The 13,785-nt window shown below is 68.3% G+C and carries 16 protein-coding genes, 2 tRNA genes and 1 pseudogene; 11 read left to right on the top strand and 8 right to left on the bottom strand.

Translation table 11 applies throughout. The features are described 5' to 3' along the window. Positions 1–80: 80 nt before the first annotated feature. Positions 81–157 (top strand) — tRNA-Arg (locus JJL56_RS07245). A gap of 47 nt (positions 158–204) precedes the next feature. Continuing rightward, complete coding sequence (locus tag JJL56_RS07240) at positions 205–933, top strand: SDR family oxidoreductase (protein ID WP_200484748.1); 729 nt, start codon at positions 205–207, stop codon at positions 931–933. A 183-nt stretch (positions 934–1,116) separates the two neighbouring features. Here the strand turns inward: JJL56_RS07240 and JJL56_RS32980 are convergent. Beyond that, positions 1,117–1,440: pseudogene (locus tag JJL56_RS32980) on the bottom strand (2-amino-4-hydroxy-6-hydroxymethyldihydropteridine diphosphokinase); the annotation flags it as partial. A gap of 307 nt (positions 1,441–1,747) precedes the next feature. Between JJL56_RS32980 and JJL56_RS07235 the strand changes: the two are divergent. From JJL56_RS07235 to JJL56_RS07220, 4 genes are all read left to right on the top strand, one after another. Then, the gene (locus JJL56_RS07235) at positions 1,748–2,182 is read left to right on the top strand and encodes a putative pterin-binding protein (protein ID WP_247890970.1); all 435 of its coding nucleotides are present in this window, start codon (positions 1,748–1,750) and stop codon (positions 2,180–2,182) included. Between the two features lie 11 nt (positions 2,183–2,193). After that, positions 2,194–3,738 carry an ATP-binding protein gene (locus JJL56_RS33905; protein ID WP_200484743.1) on the top strand — a complete coding sequence of 515 codons (1,545 nt, stop codon included), beginning with the start codon at positions 2,194–2,196 and terminating at the stop codon, positions 3,736–3,738. A gap of 72 nt (positions 3,739–3,810) precedes the next feature. Next, positions 3,811–4,500, top strand: a complete 690-nt coding sequence (gene folE, locus JJL56_RS07225; RefSeq protein WP_200484741.1) for a GTP cyclohydrolase I — start codon at positions 3,811–3,813, stop codon at positions 4,498–4,500. Next, positions 4,481–5,395, top strand: a complete 915-nt coding sequence (locus JJL56_RS07220; protein ID WP_200484738.1) for a DMT family transporter — start codon at positions 4,481–4,483, stop codon at positions 5,393–5,395. Before folE (JJL56_RS07225) ends, JJL56_RS07220 begins: the two co-directional genes overlap by 20 nt. A 50-nt stretch (positions 5,396–5,445) precedes the next feature. Here the strand turns inward: JJL56_RS07220 and ybaK are convergent, their stop codons facing one another. Then, positions 5,446–5,928, bottom strand: coding sequence for a Cys-tRNA(Pro) deacylase (gene ybaK, locus JJL56_RS07215; protein ID WP_200484735.1), 483 nt, complete (start codon positions 5,926–5,928; stop codon positions 5,446–5,448). 236 nt (positions 5,929–6,164) lie between these two features. Here ybaK and JJL56_RS32970 point away from each other — a divergent pair, with 236 nt between their 5' ends. Beyond that, the gene (locus JJL56_RS32970) at positions 6,165–6,752 is read left to right on the top strand and encodes a helix-turn-helix domain-containing protein (RefSeq protein ID WP_145622961.1); all 588 of its coding nucleotides are present in this window, start codon (positions 6,165–6,167) and stop codon (positions 6,750–6,752) included. A gap of 12 nt (positions 6,753–6,764) precedes the next feature. On the opposite strand, the gene folE (JJL56_RS07205) is transcribed toward JJL56_RS32970, so the two are convergent. Together folE (JJL56_RS07205) and apaG are read right to left on the bottom strand one after the other, a co-directional pair. Next, entirely contained in the window at positions 6,765–7,397 is a 633-nt protein-coding gene (gene folE / locus JJL56_RS07205; RefSeq protein ID WP_186452795.1) for a GTP cyclohydrolase I FolE, read from the bottom strand. A 333-nt stretch (positions 7,398–7,730) separates the two neighbouring features. Further along, positions 7,731–8,123, bottom strand: a complete 393-nt coding sequence (gene apaG / locus JJL56_RS07200; protein ID WP_014238636.1) for a Co2+/Mg2+ efflux protein ApaG — start codon at positions 8,121–8,123, stop codon at positions 7,731–7,733. A 416-nt stretch (positions 8,124–8,539) separates the two neighbouring features. Here apaG and JJL56_RS07195 point away from each other — a divergent pair, with 416 nt between their 5' ends. Then, the gene (locus JJL56_RS07195; protein WP_200484732.1) at positions 8,540–9,199 is read left to right on the top strand and encodes a GNAT family N-acetyltransferase; all 660 of its coding nucleotides are present in this window, start codon (positions 8,540–8,542) and stop codon (positions 9,197–9,199) included. A gap of 35 nt (positions 9,200–9,234) precedes the next feature. Further along, a tRNA-Gly gene (locus JJL56_RS07190) sits at positions 9,235–9,308 on the top strand. 112 nt (positions 9,309–9,420) lie between these two features. Here JJL56_RS07190 and JJL56_RS07185 read toward each other — a convergent pair. After that, complete coding sequence (locus JJL56_RS07185; protein ID WP_014238634.1) at positions 9,421–9,648, bottom strand: YMGG-like glycine zipper-containing protein; 228 nt, start codon at positions 9,646–9,648, stop codon at positions 9,421–9,423. A gap of 576 nt (positions 9,649–10,224) precedes the next feature. Between JJL56_RS07185 and JJL56_RS07180 the strand changes: the two genes are divergently transcribed. Then, positions 10,225–10,458: a hypothetical protein gene (locus tag JJL56_RS07180; RefSeq protein WP_200484730.1), complete on the top strand. Its 234-nt coding sequence runs from the start codon at positions 10,225–10,227 to the stop codon at positions 10,456–10,458. Between the two features lie 92 nt (positions 10,459–10,550). On the opposite strand, the gene JJL56_RS07175 is transcribed toward JJL56_RS07180, so the two are convergent. The 3 genes from JJL56_RS07175 to JJL56_RS07165 form a co-directional block, all read right to left on the bottom strand. Next, the gene (locus JJL56_RS07175) at positions 10,551–11,339 is read right to left on the bottom strand and encodes an ABC transporter ATP-binding protein (protein ID WP_200484728.1); all 789 of its coding nucleotides are present in this window, start codon (positions 11,337–11,339) and stop codon (positions 10,551–10,553) included. 9 nt (positions 11,340–11,348) lie between these two features. Continuing rightward, entirely contained in the window at positions 11,349–12,137 is a 789-nt protein-coding gene (locus tag JJL56_RS07170; protein ID WP_145622956.1) for an ABC transporter permease, read from the bottom strand. 167 nt (positions 12,138–12,304) lie between these two features. Next, positions 12,305–13,255 (bottom strand): ABC transporter substrate-binding protein, encoded by a 951-nt coding sequence (locus tag JJL56_RS07165; protein WP_145622955.1) that lies wholly within the window; start codon positions 13,253–13,255, stop codon positions 12,305–12,307. A gap of 289 nt (positions 13,256–13,544) precedes the next feature. On the opposite strand from JJL56_RS07165, the gene JJL56_RS07160 reads away from it, so the two are divergent. Beyond that, entirely contained in the window at positions 13,545–13,766 is a 222-nt protein-coding gene (locus JJL56_RS07160; protein WP_145622954.1) for a hypothetical protein, read from the top strand. Positions 13,767–13,785 lie beyond the last annotated feature (19 nt).

The raw sequence follows: 13,785 nt of genomic DNA, 5'->3' as shown, positions 1-13,785 counted from the left end.
CTTTTCGGTATGCCGGCCTGATGGGCCGCCGGAGACGGATGGTTGGCAAGTCGCGGCGGAGCCGCTATGTTCTGCGCCGTGGCCCCGTAGCTCATCTGGATAGAGCGACGGTTTCCTAAACCGTAGGCAGCTGGTTCGAGTCCAGCCGGGGTCACCACTTCCTCCTTCCGCGACCGGTTCCGCAGTCTGCCGAGGGGTCTTCCCATGACCGCACCCCTGTTGCACGACGCCGTTCTCATCACCGGCGCCGGCCGCCGCGTCGGTCTGCATCTGGCCGAGCGGATGATGGCGCTGGGACACCCCGTCCTCGCCCATTACCGCACGCCCACCGACGACGTGGAGCGGCTGCGCGCCGCCGGGGCGGTCTGCCTGCACGGCGATCTGGCCGATCCGGACGGCGGCCTGCGGCTGGCCGGGGCGGTGCGGGCCGTGGCGGGCAGCCTGCGGGCGGTGATCCACAACGCCTCGGCCTTCGCGGCGACGGCGGCGGGCACCGGGGACGCGCTGCGGCAGCTGGATGTCTTCCACGCCGTTCATGTCCGCGCGCCCTTCGCGCTGAACCGCGAACTGGCGCCGCTGCTGGGCGCCTGTTCGGCGCGGCGGGCCGACATCGTCCACATCACCGACATCTACGCCGACAACCCCAACCCGGCCTTCGACGCCTATTGCGCCAGCAAGGCCGGGCTTCAGAACCTCGCGCTGTCCTTCGCCAAGCGGCTGGCCCCCAAGGTGAAGGTCAACGTCGTCCAGCCGGGGCCGATCCTGTTCAAGGACTGGCACGGCCCCGAGGCGCGGGCGCGGGTGCTGTCAGAGACGCTGCTCGGCGAGGAGGGCGGGGTGGAGGCCATCGGCATGGCGGTGGAGTCCATCCTGCAGAACCACTATCAGACCGGCGCCGTCATCGCGGTGGACGGTGGTCGGCGTCTCGCCTAACCGGGGTGAGCCGCCGCGGCAACCCGGCAGGGCGGCGGTGCACAGCTCGCCCCGCGGCGGTGGGACGGGCCTCCCGGTCAGCAGCGCGGCGATTTCCGCGAAGGGGGCGGCCAGATAGGCGTCCGGGCGCAGGGCCGCCAAGCCGTCCGCCGCGATCGGGCGGCCGACCCGGCCGATCAGGTCGATGTCGGCGGGGCGGTCGCGCGTCTTGCAGCTGGGGTGCGCGCGGTCGCGGCCCAGCGCCAGTTCGATTCCCACGCACAGCCCCTTGCAGCAAGCCGGCTCCAGCGCGCTCGGCACGTAGGCGCAGTAGTTGACGAAGGAATGGGCGCTCGCCATGCCGACCGGGGCCGTGCGGTAGAAGCGGCTGAGCAGGACGGAGCCGAACAGGTCGGCCAGACGGATGGCGATCCGCGCCGCGTTCAGATCGGTTTCCACGTTCGTGCCGATTCCCAGGATGTAGCCGCCCGGCGGCGGGGCGGAAGGGACCGGAATCAAGGCGTCCATAAGCGTTCCGTCGGGAGGGATGTGCATGGGAAAGATGTGAAAATCCGGGCGGAAACGATGATGTCGGACTGTTGCCGCGTGGTCGTTTCACGAGTTAAATATGAGTGAATTTCGATGCATCTTTCCGTATGTAAAAATTCGAGGGCTGATTTTTACAGAATTTTCGTTGGATCGTTCGTAGAATGCAATCATGATAAAGGTTGCATGACCGAATAGCGGACGGTTAACCGATATGGTGGATAGAGTTGCTTGCCGTCTTATCGCTTTGGCGTTGTTTGTACTTGCCGGTACGGCCAGTGCCGGGACGTTGCCGGAACCGACGGAGAAGCCGATCCTGATCGTTTCGGGACAGATCGGGGCGACCAACCGCGACGGTGCGGCGGTCTTCGACCGTCCCATGCTGGAAGCGCTCGGCATGGTGTCCTTCACCACCGCCACCCCCTGGTACAAGGAACCGGTGACCTTCGAAGGCGTGCCTCTCGCCCGCCTTATGGAGCGTGTGGAGGCGCGCGGCGAGACGCTGACCGCGACGGCGCTGAACGACTACACCGGCGAGATCCCCATGGACGACGTCCGCAACCGCAAGGTGATCCTGGCGCTGAAGCGCGACGGGGCCTACATGCCGGTCAGCGACAAGGGGCCGCTGTTCATCGTCTATGATTTCGACCATGATCCGGACGCCAACCGGCAGAAGTATTTCGGACGCTCGGTCTGGCAGGTCGCCCGTCTGACCGTGAAGTGAAGGCACTCCCCGTGACTCCGCCGACCGAGACCGCGCCGAAAGGGAGATCGCGGCTGTCCCGCCTGCTGGGCTGGGCGTCGGAGGACCGCACGCGCCGGATTGGGTTCTGGCTGGCGATCCTGACCGGCGCATTCGGCCTGGCCGCCGCCTATCTCTCGCTGCTGGTGGTGAATTACGGCGAGGCGCTGCGCGGCGCCGCCCCCTACAACTTCGCCTGGGCGGCCGGCCAGACGGTGGGCGAGGTGACGCGGCTGGAGCAGCGCATCCTGGCCAGCGCCCTTCCGGGCGCCAAGGTCGATGCGGAGGAGGTGCAGCTCCGCCTGGACATCGTGCGCAACCGCATCGCCGTGCTGGGGCAGGGGCAGGCCTCCCTCTTCATGGACCGCTACCCGCAGCATCGCCGCACGGTGGCCCGGCTGGAGGAGGCGCTGAACACCGTCGGCACGATCCTGGTCGGACCGCTGCCGGCGGCGGACAAGGCTCTGGCCGCCCTGGCGGTGCTGGAGCCCGTCGACCGCGAACTGAACGCATTCGCCTCCGTCGCCTCGCAGTTCGGCGGGGAACTGGTGGACGAGGGACACGACCATCTGCTCTATCTGCATGGGTTGTTCTCCACGCTGGCCGTTGGGCTGGCGGTCAGCGGCGTTCTGTTCATCACGGTGCTGCTGATCCAGAACCGGGCGATCCGGCGGGCGCACGACCGGATGGAGGCGATGGCCGACGCCCTGCAAACGGCCATCGCCCAGGCGGAGGAGGCCAGCCAGGCCAAGACCCGCTTCCTGGCGACCATGAGCCACGAGCTGCGCACCCCGCTGAACGCCATCATCGGCTTTTCGGAGCTGATCCGCGACGACGGCGAGATCCATGGCGGCGGTCGTTCCAGCGGCAGCGCCCCGCCCGGAAGCACGAAGGAAAGCGCCAGGGAAACGTCCCGCCGGGAGCACACCCAGTATGCGGGCTACATCCTGACCAGCGCCCGGCACATGCTGGGCCTGGTCATCGACATCCTGACCGTCGCCCAGATGGAGGCGGGCCATGCCAACCTGACTTTCGATTCGGTGGACCCGCGCAAGGTGGTGGGCACCGCCATCGCCACGGTGCTGGGCACCCAGGCCGGGCGGGGCCGCACGATCCGGACGGCGGCGGGGGCGGTCTGGCCGGTGCTTCAGGCCGACGAGCGGGCGGTGCGGCAGATGCTGCTGAACCTGCTGTCCAACGCCGTGAAGTTCAGCACCGCCCCGTCGGTGATCGAGGTCCAGGCGTGGCTGGACCCGCAGGGGGGCTTCGTCATCGCCGTGCAGGACCAGGGCATCGGCATGACGTCGGAGCAGATTGAAAAGGCCGCCCAACCGTTCTATCAGGCGGAGGACGGCGCGACCCGCCGTTTCCAGGGGTCGGGGCTGGGGCTCAGCATCGTGAAGAGCCTGATGGAGGCGCACGGCGGCCGGCTGCTGCTGGAAGGCGCGGCGGGGGCCGGCCTGCGGGCCTCCCTCCATTTTCCGGCGGAACGGGTCGGCGGGCCGGCGCCGCGTCCGGACCCGGCAAGCCAGGTTTGAGCAAGCCAGATTTGAGATCGAGCGGCGTCGGCCTTGCCGGGAATAAGCAAAGCAAAGAAGGGATCGGGTTTTATGACGGTGCAGGCAAATGTTCTCGCCCTCGTGCAGGAGGCGATGGAGGCGCGCCGGTCGAACGAGGCGCTCGACACGCCGCTGGACGCCGCGGGCGAGGCGGCCATGATCGACGCCGCGGCGCGGAAGGTCGAAGAACTGCTCGACGTGCTGCGGATCGACCACCGCAACGACCACAACACCCGCGACACGCCGCGCCGCGTCGCCAAGATGCTGGTGCGCGAGCTTCTCAAGGGCCGCTTCACGGCGCCGCCCGAACTGACCGAGTTCCGCAACGCCGAGGAGTTCGATCATCTGATCGTCACCGGCCCGATCGCCGTGCGCTCCACCTGCGCGCACCATCTGATGCCGATCTACGGCACCGCCTTCATCGGCATCCTGCCGGCCAAGGGCGGCAACATCCTCGGCCTGTCCAAGTACGACCGGATCGTCGACCATTTCGCCGCCCGCTTCCAGATCCAGGAGGAGTTGGTCAAGCAGATCGGCAACTTCATCGTCGAGGCCACCCGGCCCCGCGGGCTGGCCGTGCGGATCAGCGCCGTGCACATGTGCAAGACCCACCGCGGCGTGCGCGCCGGCCACGACAGCCGCATGGTCAACAGCTCCTTCCACGGCGAGATGCTGGAGTCGCGCGACCTGCGCGAGGAGTTCCTGAGCGAGTGCACGGCGCTTGAGCGTTCCGCCCGCTGAGCGGACCGTTCTGCCTGCCCCGGAGGATGCTGAACGGCGCTCCGGCATCGCGGGGGCGGCGCTGCTGATGGCGGCGTCGCTCGCCCTGGTGCTGACCGCCGGGGCGCTGGCCCGCGACCTGGGCGCCCGCTACGGCGCGGCGGAGGTGCTGTTCCTGCGCTTCGTGCTGTCGCTGCCGGTGGTCGCTCCGGCCGCCGTCGCGATGGCCGGGCGGCGCGCCCTGTCGGTCACCCGGCCCGGCGGCCACGCGGTGCGGGCGCTGAGCGGCGTCGGGGCCGCGCTGATCTTCTACGCGGCGACCCAGCATCTGCCCTTCGCCGATCTGGTCGCCCTGTCCTACGCGGCCCCGCTGTTCGTGGTGCTGCTGTCCGGTCCGGCCATCGGCGAGCGGGCGGGGGCGGCCTCCGCCGTCTGCGTGGCGCTGGGGCTGGCCGGGGTGTTCCTGATCGCCCCGCCGACACGGCTGGAGCCGTGGAGCCTCGCCATGCTCGCCATGGCCTTTCTGAACGCGGTCTGCATCCTGGCGACCCGGCGGACGGCCCAGGCCGACGGGCCGGCGGCCACCGGGCTGGTCTTCGTGGTGGCGGGGTGCCTGCTGACCGCCCCGGCGGCCCTGCTGACCGGCTTCCGGATGCCTGATGCGGCCGACCTGCCGGCCTTCCTGCTGCTGGGCCTCGCCGCGGGGGCGGCCATTCTGCTGAACGCCGCCGCCTTCCGCCGGGCGCCCGCGGCGGTGCTGGCGCCCATCGATTATCTGGGGATCGCGGCCTCGGCGGCCATCGGCTTCCTGTGGTGGGGCGAACGCCCGGCGCCCGCGGTGCTGCTGGGCGGGGTGCTGATCGCCGCCGCCGGGCTGGGCACCCTGTGGGCGGGCGCGCGGCGGCCGGCCGGTTGACCGGGGGGCGACGGCTTGGCGGGCGGCGTGACGGCTTCAGCCCGTTTCGCCTACTGCACGACGATCCGCCGCACCACCGCCTTCGTCGCGCGGGCCAGATCCGCCGGGGCCAGGGCGATTTGCAGACCACGGCGCCCGCCGTTGACGACCATCTCCGGCAGGGTGTCGGCGCTGGAATCGATGAATGTGGGCAAGGCCTTGCGCTGGCCCAGCGGGCTGATGCCGCCGACCATGTAGCCGGTGGTCCGCTCGGCCAGGGTGGGGTCGGCGAGATCGGCCTTCTTGGCCCCGGCGGCGGCGGCGAGCGCCTTCAGGTCCAGCTTCGCCGCGACGGGGATGACGACGCAGGCCAGCGCCTTCGGTTCCAGCTGGACGATCAGCGTCTTGTAGACCACCGCCGGGTCCAGCCCCATGGCCGCCGCCGCGTGCAGGCCGATGGCGTCCGCCGAGGGGTCGTACTCATACTCCATCAGGCGGTGGGCAATCCCCGCCGCCTTCGTGGCGTTCACCGCCGGTGTGACCTTCGCCGCCATCTCGGCCTTGCTCCCCCGGGCGCGGATTCGCCCTTTCACGCCGGGAGCTTAGCAGATCGCCCCGGCGAGGGGGAGAGGGGGACGGAGGGGAGGACGCACCGCCGCGGTGCACCCCTTTCGACGATGCAATTTTTCCCAAATTGCGTCCGTGTTCATGCCAACGCGCCTTGGACAGACGGGCCGCCTGCCGCGATTCTGACCGCCGTCCCGCTTCCAGGTCGGAGAGTTGGAGAATCATGGTCCCACGCACGCTGCTTGTCGTCGATGACGATCCCACCCTGGAAGGCCGGGTCCAGGACGCCCTGCCGGTGTGCCGGATCGTCGCCGCGGGCGGCGTGACGGACGCGCTGGAGGCGGTGCGGGCGCACCGGCCCCCGGTGGTGGCCCTGTCGGTCGATCTGGCGCAACTGACCGAGCCGCCGAATGGGAGCGGCCACGGCCTGGACGCCCTGTCGCTGATCCTGGGCGAGGCGCCGTCGATCAAGGTCATCGCGCTCGCCCCGCGTGACCAGCGGGTGTTGGCGGTGCGCGCGGTGGCCCGCGGCGCCCATGAGGTGTGCAGCAAGCCGATCGACGCGCAGGAACTGGCCGGGGTGGTGCAGCGCGCCTTCCAGCGCGCCGACCTGGAGCTGGAAGGGCGCCGGCTGGCCACTGGGGACGCCCCGCCGACGCTGCGCGTCCTGCGCGACGAGACGGAGCGGCGCGCCCTGCTCGACACGCTGGCCCGCTCCGGTGGCAACCTGTCGGCGACGGCTCGCCTGCTCGGGGTCAGCCGCCCGACTCTCTACAGCCTGCTGCGCCAGCACGGCATCCGCGCGGATTAAGGCGGACTTGGCTCACTCCGCGCGGGAGCCTGGGTTGCCGATCATCGACAGGAACTCGCGCCGGGTGGACGGGTCGCTGCGGAAGGCGCCCAGCATCCGGCTGGTTACCATGGTCACGCCGGTCTTGTGCACGCCGCGGGTGGTCATGCACTGGTGCTGCGCCTCGATCACCACGGCGACGCCTTCGGGCTGGAGCACCTGATCGATGGTGTTGGCGATCTGCGCCGTCATCTTCTCCTGGATTTGCAGGCGCTTGGCGTAGGCCTCGACGAGCCGCGCCAGCTTGGAGATGCCGACGACCCGTTGGCGGGGCAGGTAGGCGACGTGCGCCTTGCCGATGATCGGCACCATGTGGTGCTCGCAGTAGGATTCCAGCCGGATGTCGCGCAGGACGACCATCTCGTCGTAACCGTCGGTCTCCTCGAACGTGCGCGCGAGGATGTCCTCGGGGTCGATGGCGTAACCGGCGAAGAACTCCTCGTAGGAGCGGACCACCCGGTCCGGCGTGCCGACCAGGCCCTCGCGCGCCGGATCGTCCCCGGCCCAGCGGATCAGCGTGCGGACGGCATCCTCGGCCTCGGCACGGGTGGGGCGCGCGGTCTCGCTGTGGCTGGTGCCGACGGGGTGGCCGGGGCCACGGAGGATGTTGTCGGCGTGCGGAGTCTTGGAAGCCGTCACGGGGCGAAGCCTTTCGATTTCCTGGTCAGACAGGTCGCGGTCAAACAGGTTCCTGTCACATGCGGCCCGTCGCCGCGACATGCAATGCCGGAGCTGGCCTGTCAGGTATGAATACGACCCGCAGCGCGCCCGGATCACCGGGGTCTTCGCGAAGGTGGCAGGCAGCAGGGCGGGATATGGCGCAAGTGGGTTCGGACGCCTCACAATCAAGGCGCCGGGCTCCGTCTTTCAGCCCGCGCAGCGGCGGGTTGGTTGCACGGGGCGGGCAGACGTTCACCGGCGACCGCTGCGCGACCGGCGTCAGTTCAGCTGGCGGGGCTGGTGCGGGCTGTCCAGCGAGAAGGCGGGGACCGCCACGTCGAAGGCCTCGCCACCGCCCGTTTCGAACCGGTAGGAGCCGACCATGATGCCGGACGGCGTTGGAAGCGGTGTTCCGCTGGTGTATTCGAAGCTGCCGCCGGGCTCCAGCACCGGCTGTTCGCCGACCACGCCCGGCCCGCGGACCTCCTGCACGCGCCCCAGCGCGTCGGTGATGTGCCAATAGCGTGTGCGCAGCCGGACGGTTTCCTGGCCTTCGTTCTCGATCCGGACGTGATAGGCCCAGACATAGCGGCTTTCGGCGGGCATGGACTGCTCGTCGAGAAAGACCGGCTGGACGGTGACGCGGATCGCGCGGGTGACTTTCGTGTACATGGCGGCACTCCCGGCCCAGAGAATAGGGGCGGGGGAAAGCGCCTGTCCAGTGGCGGAGCGGGGGACACCCCCTCCGGGTGCCCCGAAGCGGTGGGACGGGTGTCGCGGCGATGCATGCAGGACACACCGGGAAGCCATGCGCAGGGGGGCGGTTCCGGCCCATTCACGATCGCTTGAACCCCCTGTCAGCCGATGATATATGCGAGGTCCCTGCAACGGCCGAAGAGCCTTGCCCATGTCTCGTCCGCACAGCATCAGCATCCGACGACGACGCCACACCGCGCTGCGCGCGGTTGCGGCCGTCCTTGGGTCGCGTGCGGACGCTTCGGGTCTCCGCCGGCACTGATCCGGCGCTCCCCCGGCGCGGCGGCGCGGTCCGCCTCCGACCACAGTCCTTTTGCCGGGAAGCCCCTGACATGATGATCTCCCTGGAAGAGCCGCGGCACGACGCGGCGATCGAAGCCCTGCTCGACCGGTCCTTCGGCCCGGATCGTTTCAAGAAGACCGCCTACAAGCTGCGCGAGGGCGTCGCCCCGATCCCGGAACTCGGCTTCGTCGCCATCGAGCACGACGAATTGGGCAACGAGATCCTGGAGGGCACGATCCGCTACTGGCCGGTGACCATCGGCGGCACGGTGCCGGCGCTCCTGCTTGGCCCGATCGCCGTGTCGGACCGGCTGCAGGGCGGCGGGCTGGGCAGCAAGCTGATCCGGATGAGCCTGAACAAGGCGGCGGCGCTGGGCCACCGGGCGGTGATCCTGGTCGGTGATGCGCCCTATTACGCGCGGTTCGGCTTCACGCGGGACCTGACGCTGGACATGGCCCTGCCGGGTCCGGTGGATCTCGACCGCTTCCTGGGGCTGGAGCTGGTCTCCGGCGCCCTGGCCGGCGCCGCTGGCATGGTGACCGCCCCGGTGGCGGATGAGGGCTTCGGGGTGCCTGCGAATGAGGATGCGCGGCCGGTGGCCGGCGGCACCGCCTTGTTTCCGCGACTGATCTCGCCCTTGGTGTCGGTTTTTGCCGCTTCCCCGCGGGAACTTTCCGATTCCCGCCTGTGGCGTGCTCGAACCGCTTGAAAGCGGCGAAAGCGTCGCCTATAAACATGCGGCGCGCGGGTGTAGCTCAATGGTAGAGCAGAAGCTTCCCAAGCTTACGACGAGGGTTCGATTCCCTTCACCCGCTCCAACATCTCCTTGAAAATCAGAAGTCTGCTGAGGCCTTCGTTCAAGGCGCGCGGAGGGTCGGGGTGGCCGCGGACATTGGTCCGGCGGCCTGATCCCCGTTCTGAAGCCTGTGTTTACCGGTGCTTGCCGTTGTTGGAGGTCAGGGCCCCCACCGCGGCGCCAGCCGCACCGCCGATCACGCCGCCCATCACGGCGCTGCCCCCCGTCAGAGCGCCGACCGCGGCACCGCCCGCGGCGCCGATGGCACCGCCGGAGAGCGTGCGCTGTTCCCGGTGGCTGAGGTTCGAGCAGCCCGTCAGAACAAGGCCGCCAACCACGATCACTGCCAGTTTCTTCACCATGATCCTACCCGTTTTCTTCCCTGCATTCTTGGGTGGCACCAGCCGGGAAGGCCGGCGGCCAAGCCTGCGCTTGTGACGCATGCTTACGGAATGAACACACGTCTGCGTGTGACTATTCCGGGACGGAAGGCATCAAAACCATCCCTAAGAGGGTGATTTCTCCTTCTCTCCCTCTCCCTAAGATGGGTGTGCAGGGTCGTTCAGCAAAGCCAATGGAAACGGCATGCAGGCTCCAATGAAAAACTGTAATAATTTTCTGGTTATTGCTTGTTTACCATCATGCCGCGTTGACACGTTGCACTGATTTGGGCGCGTTTCCTCTTTACATCACCAAAGTTGCATGGAAAGTTCAGTCTTCTAACGATCTGCGTCACATGGTAGGCGCAGGCTCATCGGAAACGTCCCAGGATGCCCCCCATGCTGCATCTTTCCAGGCTGCAGGCCCTTGCCGTCCTCCCTGCGAGCCGCCCGAGAGACCGCCGCGAACGGCACCCGTTGCAGCCGGTCAGCGGCCATCCTTGCGCGCCGGCCTTTGAACGTTCGGATGCGGCGATTCATCCGGCGGTTCCGGCAGCGGTGCCGGCGGTTTTCCAATCCACGTCCCAGCCCCGCCCAGTCTCCGGCGGGGAGCCGCTGGCCCGCGTCATCCACATGGCGACCACCGGCGTGTGGGTGGTGAAGCGCCAGGGCCGGATGCTCGAAATCGAGGGACGGATGCATTGGAGCTGTCCGCGCTCCCTCGCGTCGGACGCGGAGCGCGCCGGCGTCGCCCTGTCCGATCTGGTCATGAACACCGGCCGCCAGTCCTGATCCGGCGGTAAAAGGAAAAGCGGTGAAAAACAAAAAGAGCGGCGCCCGCAAACGCCGCTCTTTTGCATGTTCCGGTCCGGAAGGGAGCCGCGTCAGCGCTCCATCGTCACGGCCTTGATGGTCTCGACACGGATCTCCTCGGTCAGCCGCTCCTTGTAGGCGGCGAATTCCGGGGTGGTCTTGACCTTGTAGGAGCGGGGGTGCGGCAGCTCGATGGGGATGTCGCACTTGATGCGGCCGGGGCGGGCCGACATCACCACCACGCGGCTGGCCATGAAGATGGCCTCGTCGATGTCGTGGGTGACGAACATCACCGTCTTGCGGTCAGCCTCCCAGATGCCCAGCAGCAGCTCCTGCATCAGCTCGCGCGTCTGGTGGTCCAGCGCGCCGAAGGGCTCGTCGAGCAGCAGCATCTTCGGGTCGTTGGCCAGCGCGCGGGCCAGCGCCGTGCGCTGCTGCATACCGCCGGACAGTTGGGCCGGGTGATGGTTCTCGAAACCCTTCAGCCCGACCTGGGCCAAAAAGCGGTCGGCGATCGCCAACTGCTCCGCCCGCGGCAGGCCGCGCTCGCGCAGGCCGAAGCAGACGTTGTCGCGCACGGTCAGCCAGGGGAACAGCGTGTAGGACTGGAAGACCATGCCACGGTCCGGGCCGGGGCCGGACACCGCCTTGTCCTCCAGCAGCACCTCGCCGGCGCTCGGCGTCTCCAGCCCGGCGACGATGCGCAGCAGCGTGGACTTGCCGCAGCCCGACGGCCCCAGGATGGTGATGAAGTCGTTGTCGGCAACCTCCAGGCTCGTCGGCACCAGCGCGCGGGTCGGCGCCGTGCTGGTGCGGCCGGGGAAGGTCTTCTCGACGTTGCGGATGGACAGCTTGCTCATGGCCGGCGCTTATCGTCCTCTGGCCCACGGGAAGAGACGGGCGTTGAGCGCCCGGAACAGCAGGTCGGTGATCAGGCCGATCACGCCGATGATGAAGATGCCGAAGATCATCTGGCCGGTGTCGAGAAAGCGCTGGGCGTCGATGATCATGTGGCCGATGCCGCGCGATGCGCCCACCAGCTCCGCCACGATCACGTAGGTCCAGGCCCAGCCGAGCACGAGGCGCAGCGCCTCGAAGATCTGCGGTGAGGCGGCGGGCAGCAGGACGCGCAGCACCACGCCGTCGCGCTTGGCGCCCAGCGTGTAGGCGGCCTCCACCAGATCGCTGCGGATGCCCGACACGATGACCGTCACCATGATGACGAGCTGGAAGACCGAGCCGATGAAGATCACCAGGATCTTCTGCAACTCGCCCACGCCCGCCCACAGGATCAGCAGCGGGATGAAGGCCGAGGCCGGCAGGTAGCGGGCGAAGGACACGAAGGCTTCGAAGAAGGCCTCCACCGGCTTGAAGGCCCCCATCAGGATGCCCAGCGGCACCGCCAGCGCGGCGGCCATGACGAAGCCGGCGAAGACGCGCCAGACGGTGACGGCGATGTCCTCGGCGAAGCCGAACTCCCGGAACAGCGCGACGCCCGCCGTCAGCGTATCGCCGGGCGAGGCCAGGAACAGCGGCTTTACGAAGCCGCCGTAGGTGGCGATGCCCCAGCCCAGGAAGAACAGCACGAAGCAGGCGATGCCCAGCACCGTGCGCAGCGTCGGAGCGACCGGCTTCAGGGGAGTGAAGAGGGGGGACATGGGATTGGATGGACCATTGTCGGTGACTTATGAAAACACTGGCCCCCTCCCTGACCCTCCCCCGCTGGGCGGGGGAGGGGACAATTCTCCCTCCCTTGCCGAAGGCGGGGGAGGGAAGGGACCCATGCGCAGCATGGGAAGGGTGGGGGTAATCAGGAAGGACCGTTCTACTTCACGAAGGATGCGTCGGTCATGCTGTCCAGGCTCGGCGGGGCCTTGCGGATCAGCTTGGCCTCCAGCATCACGTCCTGAACCTCCTTGATGAAGGTCGGCATGGTCTTGGTCAGATACTCGACGTTGCCGGCCTTGTCGTACCAGAGCACGGTCTTGGCGGAGGTGGCGAACTGTTCCGGCGTCTGGTTGACGTCGCGGGCCATGATCTCGAAGGCCTTCTTCTCGTCCTTCTTGATCTCGTCCAGCGCCTCGAACCAGCTGTCGACGAAAGCCTTCACGACCTTCGGGTTCTTCTGGATGTAGTCGGGCTGGAAGGCCAGCGTGTCGATGATGACGCCCGGCGTCTGGTCCGACGTGACGATGATCTTGCCGTTGGCCTCGCGCACCTTGGACAGGTACGGCTCATAGGTCACGGCGGCGTCGAACTGGCCGGCGACGAAGGCGTTGGCGGCGTCGGACGGCTGGAGGTTGACGGTCTGCACCTCGCCGATCGACAGGCCGTTCTTCTTCAGCACATAGGCCAGCCAGAACTGCGGCACGCCGCCATACTGCACGGCCACCTGCTTGCCCTTCAGGTCGGCGAGGCCGTTGACCGCGTCGCGCACGACGATGCCGTCGCCGCCGTGCGAGCTGTCGAGCACCAGCACCTGCGTCACGTCCACGCCGGAGGAGGCGTAGAGCAGGTGCGTGTCCACCGTGGTGGTGATCGCCTGCACCTCGCCCGCCGCCATCGCCTGGTGGCGGTTGGAGGTCGGCATCTTCTTGATCTCGACCTCGATGCCGTTCTTCTTGAAGATGCCGGTTTCCTTGGCCAGCGTGATCGGCGCGAAGCCGGTCCAGCCGCTCATCGCCACGGTCACCTTGGTCTGCGCCGAGGCCGAAACCGCGCACAGCCCGGCGACGGCCGCCGCCAGGGCTCCGGCCATCCACGACGTCTTCCTCATGATCCCCCGCTCCCGGTTCTGAAGGTGTCTTTTGATCGCGCCGGGCGGCGGCCCGCCGCCCACGCATCCGTGTGCCGCATTGTGCACGCCTGTGGGGTGGGTGGGAAGGGATGGGCACCACCTTGGCCGCAGACCTGACCTTCGTCGGATGGTGCGAATGGAAACCCTTGCAACCAATGGCTTATTGGGATGCTTGCGTGCCCAATCCATATACCAACTGAACAAACCGCGACGGGTGTATGCCGTTCTTTTGGGCACCACAGAGGGGAGGCCGGACAGGATGCGCTCCATGGACCCGATGAACCCGCCGATGAACTCGACGGACCGCCAGCGGACGCTGGACTATTTCGAACGACTCGGCCGGGACAAGGTGCGGCTGTACAGCGCCATCGACTGCGACCGTTACCTGGGCGGCTGGCAGGTGCGCGAACTGGCCGACCAATGGCTGGCGGAGAAAGCCGAGGAGGAGCGCCCGGTGCCGCTGTGGCGGCGGATCGTCCGGCGGCGCTGACGCCGCCGCACTGTCTTCC

Source organism: Azospirillum aestuarii (assembly GCF_016632405.1).
Taxonomy (GTDB): Bacteria; Pseudomonadota; Alphaproteobacteria; order Azospirillales; family Azospirillaceae; genus Azospirillum; species Azospirillum aestuarii.
This window is presented reverse-complemented; position numbering and strand designations above follow the sequence as displayed.

Excerpts from the sequence above, each read along its gene's own strand:
- JJL56_RS07240 (WP_200484748.1), top strand. The coding sequence starts at position 205 with ATGACCGCACCCCTGTTGCACGACGCCGTTCTCATCACCGGCGCCGGC.
- folE (WP_200484741.1), top strand. The coding sequence starts at position 3,811 with ATGACGGTGCAGGCAAATGTTCTCGCCCTCGTGCAGGAGGCGATGGAG.
- ybaK (WP_200484735.1), bottom strand. The coding sequence starts at position 5,928 with ATGGCGGCGAAGGTCACACCGGCGGTGAACGCCACGAAGGCGGCGGGG.
- JJL56_RS32970 (WP_145622961.1), top strand. The coding sequence starts at position 6,165 with ATGGTCCCACGCACGCTGCTTGTCGTCGATGACGATCCCACCCTGGAA.
- apaG (WP_014238636.1), bottom strand. The coding sequence starts at position 8,123 with ATGTACACGAAAGTCACCCGCGCGATCCGCGTCACCGTCCAGCCGGTC.
- JJL56_RS07195 (WP_200484732.1), top strand. The coding sequence starts at position 8,540 with ATGATGATCTCCCTGGAAGAGCCGCGGCACGACGCGGCGATCGAAGCC.
- JJL56_RS07185 (WP_014238634.1), bottom strand. The coding sequence starts at position 9,648 with ATGGTGAAGAAACTGGCAGTGATCGTGGTTGGCGGCCTTGTTCTGACG.
- JJL56_RS07175 (WP_200484728.1), bottom strand. The coding sequence starts at position 11,339 with ATGAGCAAGCTGTCCATCCGCAACGTCGAGAAGACCTTCCCCGGCCGC.
- JJL56_RS07170 (WP_145622956.1), bottom strand. The coding sequence starts at position 12,137 with ATGTCCCCCCTCTTCACTCCCCTGAAGCCGGTCGCTCCGACGCTGCGC.
- JJL56_RS07165 (WP_145622955.1), bottom strand. The coding sequence starts at position 13,255 with ATGAGGAAGACGTCGTGGATGGCCGGAGCCCTGGCGGCGGCCGTCGCC.
- JJL56_RS07160 (WP_145622954.1), top strand. The coding sequence starts at position 13,545 with ATGGACCCGATGAACCCGCCGATGAACTCGACGGACCGCCAGCGGACG.